Annotated in this window: 14 protein-coding genes; 10 read left to right on the plus strand and 4 right to left on the minus strand. The window is 67.0% G+C overall.

Features of this window, described 5'->3' with window-relative positions:
• Window positions 1–19: 19 nt before the first annotated feature.
• Entirely contained in the window at window positions 20–940 is a 921-nt protein-coding gene (meaB, locus tag AAFN88_RS19080; protein WP_347522208.1) for a methylmalonyl Co-A mutase-associated GTPase MeaB, read from the minus strand.
• 212 nt (window positions 941–1,152) lie between these two features.
• On the opposite strand from meaB, the gene AAFN88_RS19085 reads away from it, so the two are divergent.
• A complete protein-coding gene (locus tag AAFN88_RS19085) occupies window positions 1,153–1,641 on the plus strand; it encodes an Hsp20/alpha crystallin family protein (protein WP_347522209.1) in 489 nt (162 codons plus the stop codon).
• Between the two features lie 87 nt (window positions 1,642–1,728).
• Here AAFN88_RS19085 and AAFN88_RS19090 read toward each other — a convergent pair whose 3' ends face one another.
• Window positions 1,729–2,646 carry a DUF3630 family protein gene (locus tag AAFN88_RS19090; protein ID WP_347522210.1) on the minus strand — a complete coding sequence of 306 codons (918 nt, stop codon included), beginning with the start codon at window positions 2,644–2,646 and terminating at the stop codon, window positions 1,729–1,731.
• 132 nt (window positions 2,647–2,778) lie between these two features.
• On the opposite strand from AAFN88_RS19090, the gene AAFN88_RS19095 reads away from it, so the two are divergent.
• The 3 genes from AAFN88_RS19095 to AAFN88_RS19105 all read left to right on the plus strand — a co-directional run bounded on the left by AAFN88_RS19095 (window position 2,779) and on the right by AAFN88_RS19105 (window position 5,021).
• A complete protein-coding gene (locus AAFN88_RS19095) occupies window positions 2,779–3,006 on the plus strand; it encodes a hypothetical protein (RefSeq protein WP_347522212.1) in 228 nt (75 codons plus the stop codon).
• A gap of 170 nt (window positions 3,007–3,176) precedes the next feature.
• Window positions 3,177–4,019 (plus strand): methyltransferase domain-containing protein, encoded by an 843-nt coding sequence (locus AAFN88_RS19100; protein WP_347522213.1) that lies wholly within the window; start codon window positions 3,177–3,179, stop codon window positions 4,017–4,019.
• Between the two features lie 150 nt (window positions 4,020–4,169).
• Window positions 4,170–5,021 (plus strand): peptidoglycan-binding protein, encoded by an 852-nt coding sequence (locus AAFN88_RS19105; RefSeq protein WP_347522214.1) that lies wholly within the window; start codon window positions 4,170–4,172, stop codon window positions 5,019–5,021.
• On the opposite strand, the gene gcvA is transcribed toward AAFN88_RS19105, so the two are convergent.
• The gene (gene gcvA / locus AAFN88_RS19110) at window positions 5,018–5,977 is read right to left on the minus strand and encodes a transcriptional regulator GcvA (RefSeq protein WP_347522215.1); all 960 of its coding nucleotides are present in this window, start codon (window positions 5,975–5,977) and stop codon (window positions 5,018–5,020) included. The two genes, AAFN88_RS19105 and gcvA, sit on opposite strands and share 4 nt — an antisense overlap.
• A gap of 110 nt (window positions 5,978–6,087) precedes the next feature.
• Here gcvA and speB point away from each other — a divergent pair, with 110 nt between their 5' ends.
• From speB to AAFN88_RS19140, 6 genes are all read left to right on the plus strand, one after another.
• Window positions 6,088–7,137 carry an agmatinase gene (speB, locus tag AAFN88_RS19115; protein WP_347522216.1) on the plus strand — a complete coding sequence of 350 codons (1,050 nt, stop codon included), beginning with the start codon at window positions 6,088–6,090 and terminating at the stop codon, window positions 7,135–7,137.
• Window positions 7,138–7,231: 94 nt separating this feature from the next.
• Window positions 7,232–8,323: an ABC transporter substrate-binding protein gene (locus AAFN88_RS19120; RefSeq protein WP_347522217.1), complete on the plus strand. Its 1,092-nt coding sequence runs from the start codon at window positions 7,232–7,234 to the stop codon at window positions 8,321–8,323.
• An 80-nt stretch (window positions 8,324–8,403) separates the two neighbouring features.
• Window positions 8,404–9,438: an ABC transporter ATP-binding protein gene (locus AAFN88_RS19125; protein ID WP_347522218.1), complete on the plus strand. Its 1,035-nt coding sequence runs from the start codon at window positions 8,404–8,406 to the stop codon at window positions 9,436–9,438.
• Window positions 9,435–10,292 carry an ABC transporter permease gene (locus AAFN88_RS19130; protein ID WP_347522220.1) on the plus strand — a complete coding sequence of 286 codons (858 nt, stop codon included), beginning with the start codon at window positions 9,435–9,437 and terminating at the stop codon, window positions 10,290–10,292. Before AAFN88_RS19125 ends, AAFN88_RS19130 begins: the two co-directional genes overlap by 4 nt.
• A gap of 13 nt (window positions 10,293–10,305) precedes the next feature.
• Window positions 10,306–11,112: an ABC transporter permease gene (locus tag AAFN88_RS19135; protein ID WP_347522221.1), complete on the plus strand. Its 807-nt coding sequence runs from the start codon at window positions 10,306–10,308 to the stop codon at window positions 11,110–11,112.
• Window positions 11,109–11,885, plus strand: a complete 777-nt coding sequence (locus tag AAFN88_RS19140; RefSeq protein ID WP_347522222.1) for a carbon-nitrogen hydrolase family protein — start codon at window positions 11,109–11,111, stop codon at window positions 11,883–11,885. The genes AAFN88_RS19135 and AAFN88_RS19140 overlap by 4 nt, the downstream gene beginning before the upstream one ends.
• Here AAFN88_RS19140 and ppdK read toward each other — a convergent pair.
• Window positions 11,882–14,551: a pyruvate, phosphate dikinase gene (gene ppdK, locus AAFN88_RS19145; protein ID WP_347522223.1), complete on the minus strand. Its 2,670-nt coding sequence runs from the start codon at window positions 14,549–14,551 to the stop codon at window positions 11,882–11,884. The genes AAFN88_RS19140 and ppdK overlap by 4 nt on opposite strands.
• Between the last annotated feature and the right edge of the window lie 3 nt (window positions 14,552–14,554).

Below are 14,554 nucleotides of genomic sequence, written 5' to 3' on the forward strand. Positions count from 1 at the left end.
AACGAAATCTGGCAAATCGTCAGTCGACGATGGCGGCCGAAAGGTCGGCGAGGCGCTCGTAGGGAGCGTCGCCGCGGTCCAGGTTCATGCGGCAGCCCAGCAACTCCGCGCGCTTCACGCCTTCGCGCCCGAAACGGGTGGTCAGCGCCTCGCGGAACCACAGCTTGGCGTTGGCGTGGCGGCGCGCCTCCAGGCGGCCGGCCTCGCCGAGCCAGTCGCGGTGGCGGTCGATGGCCTCCACCAAAGGCGCGAGGCCCGATCCCTTCTGCGCGCCCACCGGCAGGATCGGCACGGTCCAGCCGTCGCGGCGGCGCTGGTGGGCCAGGGCGGCCTTCAGGTCGGCCTTGGTGCGCTGGGCGGCCTCCATGTCGGCCTTGGTGACCACCGTCAGGTCCGGAATCTCCATGATGCCGGCCTTCATGAACTGCAGGGAATCGCCGGAGCCCGGCTGCACGCAGAACACCACGGTGTCGGCGACCCAGGCCACGTCGGTCTCCGACTGGCCGACGCCCACGGTCTCGATCAGCACCACGTCGTAGACGGCGCGCATCAGCAGCATGCCGCCGACGGTCATCTCCGCCAGCCCGCCCAGGCGGTCACGCGCGGCCATGGAGCGCACGAAGACACCTTGATCCTCAGGGTCGGTCATGAGGCGCAGGCGGTCACCCAGCAGAGCGCCGCCGGTCTGCCGCGAGGAAGGATCGACGGCGATGACACCGACCGTCCGGCCGCTGTCGCGCAGCTTCGGAATCAGCGCGCCCAACAGCGTCGACTTGCCGACGCCGGGCGGGCCGGTGATGCCCACGACCTGAGCGCGCGGCGCCGCGAAGGCCGTGTCCAGCAGGCCGATGGTCTGGGGCGAGTCAGGGGCGGATTCGAGTACCGCCAGGGCCTCCGCCATGGCGGCCTTGCCGCCGGCGGTCAGGTCCTGGAGGGTCATGCTGCGCCCGAGTGACATGCCCTCAAGTTGGCCGCGTCCCGCCCCGGGGGTCAAGGGCGAAGATGTTACCAAAGCCCTTAAAACACACGAAAACCGGACGCAGAAGACCTACTCCGGAGGGTTGATCTGCCTCAAAGCGCCACCTATCTGGGAGGCCTAGGCTCAATCGAACGTCATCCAAAGACGTCCTTTGTTTTCACAGGAGGTTAGGAATGGCTCTCAGAGATTTAGCCCCATGGCATCACGGCAAAAGCGGAACTCCGGCGCTGAGCGATCTGCAGCGGGAGGTCGACCGCGTTTTCGAAAGCTTCTGGAACGGCCTGGGCAGCACCTCGCTGCTGCGCGAAAACGGTGGTGCGATGGCCTTCGACGTACGCGTCGACACCAGTGAGGACGACAAGGCCTACCACGTGACCGCCGAGCTGCCCGGCATGACCGAGAAGGACATCGAGGTTACCTTCGCCGACAACATGCTGACCATCTCCGGCGAGAAGAAGGAGGAGAAGGAGGTCAAGGAGGAGAACTATCACCGCCGCGAGCGCTCCTTCGGCAGCTTCCGCCGCTCCTTCACCCTGCCCAGCGAGGTCGACGAAGGGAAGATCAGCGCCGCCTTCAAGGACGGCATCATGACCATCGACCTGCCCAAGGTGAAGTCGGCGCAGAAGAAGGCCAAGAAGATCACCATACAGCGCGGCAAGTAGTCCGCGCGGGGCTTAGCCTCAACGCATTTGTTTCCCAAGCCCTATCCTCGGGCCGCCTCTTGCGGGCGGCCCTGTTTCTTTGTGCGCTCAGGCGGAGTGCGTCAGCCGCTTCTGCAGCTTGCTCAACAGCATGTCGCCGGCATGGCTCTCCGATTCCAAGGTCACACCATTGGGGAACTCGTCATAGACCAGGCGAAACGGTAGCGTCTCGATCTTGACGTTCCAGATGTGCATGCCAGCGGCATAACCCTTCTCTGTTACCTTGCCGTCGAGCCGGCGCATCAGTTCTTCCGCGTAGCGTCCGAAGTCTTCAAAAACCATCCGCTCGGTCAGCAGCAGGGAAAGGTGCCCGCCGGCCTGCCGCTCGATCTTCAATGCTTCCAACGGCGGGTTCACGATCATGGGATCGCCGTACTCGAAGCGTCTGACGAGCGACCTGATACGCCGATGCAGGAAGAACGCACCGAAGAACGGGAGATACAAGAAGAGAAGGAAGGTTCCGAAAGCCTGGAGCCCACCATAGTACAGGCCTTTCTCCGCCTCGAGCAGCCTTACCGAAGCGGCGATCCACAGGTAGAACCATGCCACGCCGAACAGCGCCGCCATGCTGCCCGCGACGTACCGTGCTGCAGTTGGGACCTCATACGCACTGCCGGTAACCAGGTAGCCAACAAGTAAAACGAACAGGCCGCCGATTCCGACATAGATGAAGGCTGCGACAGGCAGACGCAGTCCCCGTGGTGAGGAGGACGCGAATCGGCCGGAAACGAGCAGGATGACGAACAACGGATAGGACTGCAGCAGGAGCAGTACGACCGGGCCAGTCAGAACCTGAGCAACGGCACCGGTTCTTTGGAGCATCTCGTCCCAAAGCGCGCCGCCAAATCCTGCCGCGAAGTAAAATAGCATTACGAGGCCCGGGTGCAGGCGCGCGAGGCGCCACAGTGGGCCATCGGGGCCGTTCGCGGGGTTCATCTCTTTCTGTTCGGCGGCAGTATCGACCATGCCTCCTTATATCACAGGTTGCAAACCACATACCGAAATGCGCCGGCAGGGGTAATCCGTTAACCTTTGTTAAGTCTTAAGGTCGGATACTGCGCGGCAGCACAGAGCGCCGAGGGCGCAAGGATGGAATTCATGACCTTCAAGCACCTGGTGTCGCACGACAACCCGGACGGCAAGCGCACCGAGGAGATCCTCACGGAGATCCGCGCCGAGATCCTGGTGCGCATGGCGAACTACGGCGACGATCCGCGCCCCGAGGCCAAGGCGGTGATGGAGAACAACCTGGAGATCGCCCAACTGCTCACCGAGGCCATCCACCTGGCCGAGGTCAACACCAACACGTTGGCCGAGGACATCTGACGATGTCGGGGGCCGAGGACATCTGACGATGTCGGGGGCCGAGGACATCTGACGATGTCGGGGGCCGAAGACACCTGAGGGCAATCAAACGATGCGACGCGACCAGATGAAGCGCGGCAAGCGCAAGGGCTTGCAGGCTCTGCCCCGCCGGTGCCATGCTCGCCTCACCGATGAGCCAATTACCCTCCGTCGCACAGCACTACGCCCGGGAAGGCGCGCTGACAGGCCGCATCCTCTCCACGCTTACGGCCGAGGGTAAGGACCTCGACCGGCTCACCGCCGAAGACCTCTCCCCCTACGATCAATTCCACAGCCGCGGCCATCAGGCCACGGCCGAGCTGGCGCAGCTTCTGAACCCCCAGACCGGGCAACTGGTGCTGGACCTCGGCTGCGGCATCGGCGGTCCGGCGCGCTGGCTGGCGACCCATCGCGGCTGCCGCGTGGTCGGCCTGGACCTGACCGAGGTCTACTGCCGCACCGCCGGCGAGCTCAGCGCCCGCGTCGGGCTGTCCCGGCAGACCGCCTTCGTCTGCGCCGACGGCCTGGCCCTGCCCTTAGCCGAGGCCGGCTTCGATCTGGTCTGGACCCAGCACGCGGCCATGAACATCGCCGACAAGGCACGCCTTTACCGCGAGGTCGCCCGCGTGTTGAAACCCGGCGGGCGCTTCGGGCTCTACGACGTCATGGCGGGTCCGGCCGGCGCGCCTTACTTTCCCGTGCCCTGGGCGTCCAGCGCCGAATGGAGCCACCTGACGGCGCCGGAAGGCGTGCGCGAGACCGTCCTCGCCAGCGGCCTGAAGCAGCGCCACTGGCGCGACCTGACCGCCGAAGCCAAAGTCTGGAGCGAGAAGGCCGTGGCCGCGCAGACCGCCGGCCCCAAACCGGGTCGGGGACCTTCCGGCCCGGCCATCATCCTCGGCCCTTCCTTCGCCGAGATGGTGGCCAACCTGCGGCGCAGCCTCTTCGAGGACCGCATCGCCGTCGTGCAGGCGGTCTTCGAGAAAGCCGGCTGAGGCCCGCCGGACCCGGCGCCCAAAAGCCCTACCTCTTCTTTGACCTTCTCCTGCCACCCCCGAGATATTGCGAATTTTGCAATCGACGGTATTAAATGGCATCTCAGGCAAGGATCATCCTGTGCCGCCACCAGATGGGAGGAACGCGTCATGGCCCTACCCGCAACCGAACCCCACAACCGGCTCGAACGCGGCGCCAAGGGCGCCGAGGTCGAGGCCCTGCAGGCCCTGCTGAACCGCGTCGGCGCCCTGTTGAGCACCGACGGCGACTTCGGCGGCGGCACCGAAGGGGCCCTGCGCGAAGCCCAGATGCTCGCCGGCCTGCCGGTCAACGGCGCGGCCGACGCCGCCACCTGGCAGTGGCTGGAAAACCAGCCCGAGCCTTCCGGCATCATCCCTACGGAGGCGGTGACCTTCATCGTGCGCGAGGAGGTCGGCGGCCGGAAGTTCTACGACGAGCACGTCGCAATGCCGCACTTTCCGGGCGAGGCCAGCGGCGTCACCATCGGCGTCGGCTACGACCTGCGCTTTCAGGAACCGCAGGACTTCGAGGCCGACTGGACCGGCATCCTGACGCCGGCACAGATGGACGCCCTGCGCCCGCACCTGGGCAAGAAGGGCAGCCAGGGCGCCGTCAACGCCTTGTCGAACCTGCGCATTCCCTTCCACGCCGCCTGGAAGGTCTTCGTGAAGCGCGCATTGCCGCGCGGTATCGAGCAAACCGAAAGCTGCTACGGCGATCTGGCGAAGCTGCCGCCGCTATGCCGCGGCGCCCTGGTCAGCCTGGTCTACAACCGCGGCACCAAGCTGAGCGGCGACAGCCGGCGCGAGATGAAGGCGATCCGCGACCACATCGCCGGCGGCGCGTTGGACGAGGTCGCCGCCGAGTTCGAGCGCATGAAGCGCCTCTGGCCCGGCAGCGAGGGCCTGCGCAAGCGCCGCGACAAGGAAGCGGCGATGTGGCGCCAGGGCCTTGCGCAAGCCGGACCGCCGGGCGCCTAAGCGGTCTTGCCGCGGCGACGCAGGCTGCGCCGCGCGGTGGCCTGGATCTCGGCCCTCGCGTCCTCTTCATCGTGGGCGGCGAACAGCCAGTCGATGAAGACACTGACGATGGGCGCCGCCTTCACCTCGTTGCGGCAGGCGACGTAGAAGCGGTCGACCGCCGGCACCGCCAGGTCGAAAGGCGCCACCAGGCTGCCGTTGGCCATGAGGCGGCTGGCGGTCATGTTGTCGCCCAGGGCCACGCCGTTGCCGGCCAGGGCCGCATCCATGGCCAGGCGCGCATCGCCCATGAAGTGATGCGGCCCGCGCTCCAACTCCAGCGCCTTGGCCGCCGTCTGCCAGGTCTGCCATTCCCGCCCGCCGTCGGCATGCAGAATGACGTGGTCCGCCAAGTCCTTCACCGAGCGCAGCGGCCGCATGTTCAGCAGCGTCGGGCTGGCCACGGGGAAGAGCTCGATCTCCGCCCACTCCCGCACCCAGCAATCGTTCCACTCACCCTGGCCGTAGCGGATGCAGATGTCGATATCGGGGTCGAAGACATCCGCGGGGTCGTTGGAGCCCAGCACCCGCAGGCGGATGCCCGGAAACTGCTCGGAGAAGCGGCCCAGGCGGGGAATGAGCCAAAGCGAGAGCAGCGCCGGGACGCAGCTCACCACCAGATCGCCGCCAGTGGTCGGGCGCGTCATGCGTGCGGTGGCGGCGGCGATCTCCTGGAACGCGACGGTCAGCGTCGGCAGCAGCGCCGCGCCGTGCGGCGTCAGGCGGACGCGCCGTGCACCGCGTTCCAGCAGCGTCACCTTCAAGGCCGCCTCCAGGCTGCGGATCTGATGGCTGACGGCGCCGTGGGTGACGTTCAATTCCCTGGCGGCGCGGGTCACCGAGCCGTGGCGGGCCGCCGCCTCGAAAGCACGCAGCGGGTTGAGGGGCGGCAGGCGGGCGGACATGGCGAAATCCATTGTGAAAATTTCTCACAAAAAACGCTACAACAATGTCAATTGCGGTCGCAACGCGAAATCAGCAGTATTTTGCGTGATACGGCGCGAGGTTCTTACGGGGTGGCGAACGAATGACGTGGGATCGGGAAAAACTGGACTCTCTCCGGGAGAAGTACGGCCAGGGTCACGGCGGCGACCTCTTCGATCCGGCCTTTCAGAAGGTCGCCAACAAGATCTTCGACAAGACCGGCACGCGCATGGCGCCCTACGCCGGCATCTGCACCCTGCTCGACGCCCCCCAGCGCGACGTCGACCCGGCCGACCCCGACTTCGGCGACCTGCAGGTCGCGCTGATCGGCGTCCCCATGGATCTGGGCGTCACCAACCGCCCCGGCGCCCGCTTCGGCCCCCGCGCGATCCGCGACATCGAGCGCATCGGCCCCTACAACCACGTTCTGGAGTGCGCGCCGGTCTACGATCTGCGCGTCGCCGACCTGGGCGACGTGCCCTTCGCCAGCCGCTACCGCCTGGAAGGCAGCCTCGACGACATCGAGCGCTACTACCAAAAGGTCCACGCCGCGGGCGTGGTGCCGCTCTCGGTCGGCGGCGACCACTCCATCACCCACCCGATCATGAAGGCCATCGGCAAGGACCAGCCGGTCGGCATGATCCACATCGACGCGCATTGCGATACCGGCGGCGCCTTCGACCACACCAAGTTCCATCACGGCGGCCCCTTCCGCAACGCGGTGCTGGACGGCGTGCTGGACCCGACCCGCACGGTGCAGATCGGCATCCGCGGCTCCGCCGAATATCTCTGGGAATTCTCCGTCGACAGCGGCATGACCGTGATCCATGCCGAGGAAGTGCCCCAGATGGGCATTCCCGCCGTCATCGAGAAGGCGCTGGAGGTCGTCGGCGACGGCCCGACCTATATCTCCTTCGACATCGACGGCATCGACCCGGCTTTCGCGCCGGGCACCGGCACGCCGGAGGTCGGCGGCCTGACGACCCGCGAGGTTCTGGCGATCCTGCACGGCCTCAAGGGGCTGAACATCATCGGCGGCGACGTCGTCGAGGTGGCGCCGCAGTACGACACCACGACCAATACCGCGCAGGCCGGCGCGCAGGTGTTGTTCGAGATATTGAGCTTGATGGTCTACAGCCCCCGCCTCGCCTGACCCGCCCGGGGCCAAAGCCTTGTAACGAGTGAACGGGTTTCAACCGATAAGCCGCATGAAGCGGCCACGGCAACGACAGTGGAGGAAGCAAAAAATGAGCAAAAAGATCCTTAAAGCGGGCGTCAGCCGCCGCAGCGTGGTGGCCGGCGGACTTGCCGGCGCCGGCCTCCTGGCCATGCCCTCGGTCCTGCGCGCGCAGGACCGTTCCTTGAAGGTCGGCGTCTATGGCGGCTACTTCAAGGACTCCTTCGACAAGCACATCTTCCCGGACTTCACCGCGGCGACCGGCATCGCCGTCGAGTCGGTCGCGGAGCCGACCGGCGAAGCCTGGCTGGTGCAACTGGAGCAAGCCGCGCGCGCGGGGCGCGCCCCGGCCGACATCTCCATGATGTCCCAGGTCGCCATGCTGAAGGGCCAGTCGACCGACCTCTGGGCCGCGTTGGACCTGAAGCGCCTGCCCAACGCCGAGAACCTGATCCCGACCTTCGTGAATCGCTACACCGACGGCCGCGTCGCCGGCATCGGGGCGGTTGCCTGGTACATCACCCTGGTTTCCAACACCAACGTCTTCCCGCAGGCACCGACGTCCTGGGCGGAGCTGTGGAACCCGGCCAATGCGGACAAACTGGGCCTGCTGGCCCTGGTCTCCAACTCCTTCCTGCTGGAGGTGACGGCCAAGACCTTCATGGGCGGCACCGCCGCGCTGGACAGCGAGGAGGGCCTCATCAAGGCCTTCGAGAAGCTGGCGGAGGTGAAGCCGAACGTCCGCCTGTGGTACCGCGACGAGGCACAGTTCGAACAGGCGCTGAAGTCCGGCGAGATCCCCATGGGACAGTACTATCACGACGTGACGGGCCTCGCCGCCGCCGACGGCCATCCGGTGCGCTCCACCTTCCCCAAGGAGGGCGGCATCCTGGACAGCGGCTGCTGGGCGCTCTCGCGGGCGTCGAAAAAGAACGACGAAGCGCACATCTTCATCGACTACATGAGCCAGTCCTCGATCCAGGCCACGATGTCCCGCAAGGTCGGAACCGCCCCGACGGTGAAGCGCAGCCTGCTCGACCTGAGCGACGACGAGTTCGCATCGGTTTCCTCCGACATCGATCCGATCATCCCGCGCTACGACCTCTATCAGGGCAAGTCGGACTGGTTGAATCAGAAGTGGACCGAGCTGATCGTCGGCTGACGGTCGCTTCATGAAGGGGGGCAGCCGGCAGGACCGGCGCCCCCGCCACCGTCCGATACAACCAAAGCGGCGGACACAGCATGTCGGGTCTCTCTCTCGAGGGCATCACCAAGCACTTCGGTAACGTTGCCGCGGTCGACGATGTGGCTCTCAACGTGCCCCACGGCACCTTCGTGTGCCTGCTCGGCCCCTCGGGCTGCGGCAAGACGACCCTGTTGCGCATGATCGCCGGCCTGGAGGACCCCAGCGCCGGGCGCATCCTGCTGGACGGCGGCGACATCACCGGGGTGCCGACCCATAAGCGCGACTTCGGCATGGTGTTCCAGTCGCTGGCGCTTTTTCCGCACCTGAACGTCGGCGACAATATCTCCTACGCCCTGCGCATCCGCGGCCTGCCCAAAGCGGAGCAACGCGCGCGAGTGGAGGAACTGCTGGCCCTGGTGCATCTGCCGGGCTACGCCGAACGCCCGGTCAGCAAGCTTTCCGGCGGCCAGCGCCAACGTGTCGCCATTGCCCGCGCCCTGGCGGTGTCGCCGCGCCTTTTCCTGCTCGACGAACCGCTCTCGGCCCTCGACGCAAAGCTGCGCGAGGCCATGCAGGTAGAACTGCGCCAGCTTCAGCAGCAGCTCGGCATTACCACCATTGTCGTCACCCACGACCAGCGCGAGGCCATGACCATGGCCGACCTGGTGGTGGTGATGAGCGAAGGCCGTATCCGCCAGGCCGCACCGCCGGTGGAGATCTACCGGAGCCCCGCGGACAGCTTCGTCGCCGACTTCATCGGCTCCACCAACCTGCTGGAGCTGACGCGGCACAACGGCCAGGCGGCCATCGCCGGCCACGTCCTGCCGGACCTCGCCCTGCCGGAAGGGCAGGACAACGCGCGCCTGTCGATCCGTCCGGAGGACGTCCGCCTCACGGCGCCGGGCGACTGCGCGCTGACCGGCCGCGTCACCTTCCTGCGCGACCTGGGCGGAACGGTGGAGATCTTCGTCGAAGTCGCCGGCACCACCGTGACCGTGGTCACCCCGCCGCGCGAGCGGCCCGGGGTCGCAGCCGGCGATGAGGTGGGCGTGGCGCTGCCGCCGGACGCCTGCGTGGTGTTGAAGCAATGAGACGGGACAAGCCGCACAGCCTCGCCGACCTGGCGCCGCTGATCTTCCCGGCACTGATGCTGCTGGTGTTCTTCGTCATCCCTTTCGGGATCATGATCGCCGTCAGCTTCTTCCAGCGCGAGCAAGGCGGCTTCTACACCACCGACTTCGTTCTCGACAACTACCAGCGCTTCCTCAGCTTCTTCTTCGGCAGGGTGCTCGGTTTCTCGCTGCTGCTGGCGGCCTGCGTCGCCGTCTGCTGCGTGGTTCTGGCCTACCCCTTCACTTACTTCCTGACCTGCCGGGCGCGCTCCGTGCAGATCGCCTGGCTGGTCGCACTGCTCTCGGTGCTCTCCCTCTCGGAAGTCATCATCGGCTTTGCCTGGTCGACGCTCTTCTCGCGCACCGCGGGGATCACCAACCTCCTGACCGCGCTCGGCCTCATGGAGCAGCCGACGGCGCTGCTGCCCGGCTTCGGCGCGGTGCTGACAGGCATGGTTTACCAGGCCCTGCCTTACACGATCCTGGTGCTCTACCCGGCGCTGATCCGCCTGGAGCCGACCCTGCTGGAGGCCTCGCGCACCCTCGGTGCCTCGCCGCTGCGCGGCTTCTTCGACGTGGTCATTCCGGCTTCGCGCAACACCATCGTCGCCACTTTGATCATGGTCTTCGTTTTCGCCCTCGGCTCCTACCTGCTGCCGCAGATTCTCGGGCGCCCGCAGCACTGGACTCTTTCGGTCCTCATCACCGACCAGGCGATCTACCAATCCAACATGCCCTTCGCCGCGGCCATGGCGGTCTTCCTAGTGCTCATTTCCCTGGCGCTGGTGGGGCTGACCCTGCTCGTCGGCGGACGGCGGGAACTGCAGGCATGAGGAGGCCTCCGTCGTGACCCCGGTCTGGCTGCGCAACGGCTACATGGCGCTGATCGCCCTCTTCCTGGCTGCCCCCCTGGTGGTGGTGGCCGGCGTCTCGGTGAACGAGAAGAAGTCGCTGCTGTTCCCGCCGCAGGGCTTTTCTCTTGCCTGGTATGCGGAAATCTTCGCCGCCGGCGACTGGCGCGCCGCGCTCTTCGCCTCCATCGGCGTCGCCGCCCTCTCCGCCGCCTTGGCGGTGGCCATCGCCATGCCGCTGGCCTGGTTCCTCTGGCGCCGCGTCGCGCCCTGGGCGCGGGTCTTCCAGTTCCTGGGCATCGCCCCCTTCCTGCTGCCCCCGGTGATCACCGCGCTCGGCTTTCTATCCTTTTGGGCCACCGCCGGCGCCTATGGCGAGCCCTGGACCGCGGTCATCAGCCACGCCATCTTCTTCGTGACCCTGCCGCTGGTCACGCTTTCCCTCGGCTTCGCCTCCATCGACCGATCCCTGGTCGAGGCGGCGGCCACCATGGGCGCCGGCGACGGCCAGGTCTTCCGCAGCGTCATCCTGCCGCTCATCACGCCTTATCTCGTCTCCGGCTACGCCTTCGCCTTCGTCCTCTCGCTGAACGAGTACATCGTCGCCTACATGACGGTCGGCTTCACCCTGGAAACCCTGCCGATCAAGATCTTCAACGCCCTGCGCTACGGCTATACGCCGACCATGGCCGCGGTCTCGATCTTCTTCGTCGCCATCGCCGCGGCGGTCTTCGGCCTGGTCGCCCGCTACGGCGACCTGCCGCGCCTGCTGGGCGCCTGGTCCTCGGACGAACGGACATGAAGGCCGCGCTGCTGCAGATGCAGGCCGCCACCGGCGCGGTCGAGGCCAACCTGCAAACCATTGAGGAGGCCGCCGCGCAGGCCGCCGCTCAAGGCGCCGAACTGCTCATCGCCCCGGAACTGGCGACCACCGGCTATGGCGCCGGCGAGGCGATCCGCGATCTCGCCGAGCCCGCCGCGGGTCCGCAGGTCGCACGCCTCGCCAGCATCGCCGCCCGCCACGGCCTCGCGGTGGCCGCCGGCTTCGCCGAACGCGACGGCGATGACGTATTCAATTCCCTGGCGATGGCGGCCCCCGGCCTGGCGCCCGCGGTCTACCGCAAGACCCACCTCTACGGCGACTACGAGCGCGCGCTCTTCACGCCGGGAGAGGTCCGCCCCGCGATTGCGGACTGGGGCGGCCTCAAGCTCGGTTTCCTGATCTGCTACGACGTGGAGTTTCCGGAAAACGTGCGCCGCCTCGCCGAGGCCGGTGCCGAGGTCATCGTGGTGCCGACGGCGCTGCCGGAGGGCCCCTACGCAGGCTTCATCGCCACGCAGGTCGTGCCGGTGCGCGCCTTCGAGAACCAGATCTTCGTGATCTACGCCAACCACGCCGGCCGGGACGCGCGCTTCGGCTACGCCGGCCTGTCGTGCATCGCCGCCCCGGACGGCCGCTGCCTTGCCGCGTCGGACGGCAACGAACCCGCCCTGCTCTTCGCGGAGATCGACCCGGCCGCCTACGAAGAAAGCCGCCGGGCCAACAGCTACCTGGCCGACCTGCGGCGGCCTTAAGCGTTCTTCCTGGCCAGCGCCGCCTGCGCTGCCGCCAAGCGGGCGATGGGCACGCGGTAGGGCGAGCAGGAGACGTAGTCCAGAGGCACGGTCTGGCAGAAGGCGATGGAGGCCGGGTCGCCGCCGTGCTCGCCGCAGATGCCCAGCTTGATGTCCGGGCGGGTGGTGCGGCCGCGCTCGGCGCCGATCAACATCAGCTCGCCGACGCCTTCGGGGTCCAGCGAGATGAAGGGATCCTGGTCGATCAGGCCACGCTGCTCGTAGGCGCCCAGGAAATTCCCGGCGTCGTCGCGGGACAGGCCGAAAGTGGTCTGCGTCAGGTCATTGGTGCCGAAGGAGAAGAACTCGGCGCCCTCGGCGATCTCGGCGGCCCGCAGGCAGGCCCGCGGCAGCTCGATCATGGTGCCGACGAGGTACTTGATCTCGACGCCTTCCGACTTGCGCACGTCCTCGGCCACCTTGTCGACCAGTTCGCGCAGCACCTCGAACTCCTTCTTCACGGAGATCAGGGGGATCATCACTTCGGGTTCGACGGAGGTGCCGGTTTCCTTTTCCACCGCGGCCACGGCCTCGAAGATGGCGCGGGCCTGCATCTCGTAGATTTCCGGATAGGTGATACCCAGGCGGCAGCCGCGATGGCCGAGCATGGGATTGGTCTCGACCAGCTTCAGCGAGCGGGCGCGGACATGTTCCACCGTCAGGCCCGACGCCTCGGCCACCTCCAGCACCGCCGCATCCTCGTGCGGCAGAAACTCGTGCAGCGGCGGGTCGAGCAGGCGAATGGTGACCGGACGGCCGGCCATTTCCTTGAACAGGGCGATGAAATCCTCGCGCTGGTAGGGCAGCAGCTTGTCCAGCGCGCGGCGGCGCTGCTCGCTGCTGTCCGCGAGAATCATCTCGCGCATGGCGACGATGCGCCCGGCATCGAAGAACATATGCTCGGTGCGGCACAGACCGATGCCCTCGCAGCCGAACTTCACCGCCACCTTGGCTTCCTGCGGCGTATCGCAGTTCACCCGCACGCCCATGGTGCGGTACTTGTCGGCCCACTCCATGACGGTGGCGAAGTCTCCGGAGAGCTCCGGCTGCACCGTCGGCACGGCGCCCTGCATGACCTCGCCGGTCGAACCGTCGAGGGTGATAAGATCGCCCTCCTTGAATTCCAGGTCGCGCACCCGCATGACGCCGCTCTTGTGGTCGATGCGCAGTTCGCCGGCACCGGCCACGCAGGCGCGGCCCATGCCGCGCGCCACCACGGCGGCGTGGCTGGTCATGCCGCCGCGCGTGGTCAGAATGCCGGCCGCGGCGTGCATCCCGTGGATGTCCTCCGGCGAGGTCTCGGTACGGCAGAGGATGACGCGCTCGCCGTCGTTGGCCTGCGCCTCCGCGGCGTCGGCGGTGAAGACGATCTTGCCCGAGGCGGCGCCCGGCGAGGCCGGCAGGCCGCGGGCGATGACCTTGCGCTCGGCCTTGGGGTCGAGCGTCGGATGGAGGAGCTGATCGAGCGAGTTGGGGTCGAGCCGCTGAATCGCCTCGGCCTCGGTGATGAGGCCCTCGCCGACCATGTCGACGGCGATCTTCAAGGCCGCCGGCGCCGTGCGCTTTCCGGTGCGGGTCTGCAGCATGTAGAGCGTGCCGCGCTGCACCGTGAACTCGAGATCCTGCATCTCCTTGTAGTGCCGCTCCAGCACATGGCGCACGTCGTCGAGTTGTTTGAAGACCTCCGGCATCACCTCTTCCATGGCCGGCAGCTTGGAATTGTTCAGCTCCTTGCCGCGCAGGGTGAGATTCTGCGGCGTGCGGATACCCGCCACAACGTCTTCGCCCTGGGCGTTGACCAGATACTCGCCATAGAAGGCATTGTCGCCGGTGGAGGGATCGCGGGTGAAGGCGACGCCGGTGGCGCAGTCGTCGCCCATGTTGCCGAAGACCATGGCCTGCAGGTTCACCGCCGTGCCCCACTCCGCCGGAATGCCGTTCAGGCGGCGGTAGGTGATGGCGCGCTGGTTCATCCAGGAGCCGAAGACGGCGCCGATGGCGGCCCAGATCTGGTCCTTGGGGTCCTGCGGGAAGGGTTCGCCGGTCTCAGCCAGCACCTTGGCCTTGTAGTCCTCGATGACCTTGGCCCAGTCGTCGGCGGAAAGCTCGGTATCGAGCATGTAGCCGCGGTCTTCCTTGGCCAGTTCGAGGATCTCCTCGAAATGGTGATGGTCGACGCCCAGCACCACGTCGCCGAACATCTGGATGAAGCGGCGGTAGCTGTCGTAAGCGAAGCGCTGATCGTTGGCCGCCCTGGCCAGGCCCTGCACGGTCTCGTCGTTGAGGCCGAGGTTCAGGACCGTGTCCATCATGCCCGGCATGGAGGCCCGCGCGCCGGAGCGCACGGAGATCAGCAGCGGCGCCTTGGTGTCGCCGAACCTGGCGCCGACGGTTTCCTCGATCTTGGCCAGGGCTTCGTTGACCTGCGCCTCCAGGTCGTCCGGATAGCGCCGTTCGTTGGCGTAGAAGTAGGTGCAGACTTCGGTGGTGATGGTAAAGCCGGGCGGCACCGGCAGTCCGAGAGAGGACATCTCCGCCAGGTTGGCGCCCTTGCCGCCCAGCAGTTCCTTCATTTCGGCCCGGCCGTCGGCGGCGCCGCCGCCGAAGCTGTACACCCACTTGGTCATCGC

Origin of the sequence: Pelagibius sp. CAU 1746 (assembly GCF_039839785.1) — a bacterium.
Lineage (GTDB): Bacteria > Pseudomonadota > Alphaproteobacteria > Kiloniellales > Kiloniellaceae > Pelagibius.

Bases quoted from the DNA above. Each gene is read 5' to 3' on its own strand.
- meaB (WP_347522208.1), bottom strand. From the start codon at position 940: ATGACCCTCCAGGACCTGACCGCCGGCGGCAAGGCCGCCATGGCGGAG.
- AAFN88_RS19085 (WP_347522209.1), top strand. From the start codon at position 1,153: ATGGCTCTCAGAGATTTAGCCCCATGGCATCACGGCAAAAGCGGAACT.
- AAFN88_RS19090 (WP_347522210.1), bottom strand. From the start codon at position 2,646: ATGGTCGATACTGCCGCCGAACAGAAAGAGATGAACCCCGCGAACGGC.
- AAFN88_RS19095 (WP_347522212.1), top strand. From the start codon at position 2,779: ATGACCTTCAAGCACCTGGTGTCGCACGACAACCCGGACGGCAAGCGC.
- AAFN88_RS19100 (WP_347522213.1), top strand. From the start codon at position 3,177: ATGAGCCAATTACCCTCCGTCGCACAGCACTACGCCCGGGAAGGCGCG.
- AAFN88_RS19105 (WP_347522214.1), top strand. From the start codon at position 4,170: ATGGCCCTACCCGCAACCGAACCCCACAACCGGCTCGAACGCGGCGCC.
- gcvA (WP_347522215.1), bottom strand. From the start codon at position 5,977: ATGGATTTCGCCATGTCCGCCCGCCTGCCGCCCCTCAACCCGCTGCGT.
- speB (WP_347522216.1), top strand. From the start codon at position 6,088: ATGACGTGGGATCGGGAAAAACTGGACTCTCTCCGGGAGAAGTACGGC.
- AAFN88_RS19120 (WP_347522217.1), top strand. From the start codon at position 7,232: ATGAGCAAAAAGATCCTTAAAGCGGGCGTCAGCCGCCGCAGCGTGGTG.
- AAFN88_RS19125 (WP_347522218.1), top strand. From the start codon at position 8,404: ATGTCGGGTCTCTCTCTCGAGGGCATCACCAAGCACTTCGGTAACGTT.
- AAFN88_RS19130 (WP_347522220.1), top strand. From the start codon at position 9,435: ATGAGACGGGACAAGCCGCACAGCCTCGCCGACCTGGCGCCGCTGATC.
- AAFN88_RS19140 (WP_347522222.1), top strand. From the start codon at position 11,109: ATGAAGGCCGCGCTGCTGCAGATGCAGGCCGCCACCGGCGCGGTCGAG.
- ppdK (WP_347522223.1), bottom strand. From the start codon at position 14,551: ATGACCAAGTGGGTGTACAGCTTCGGCGGCGGCGCCGCCGACGGCCGG.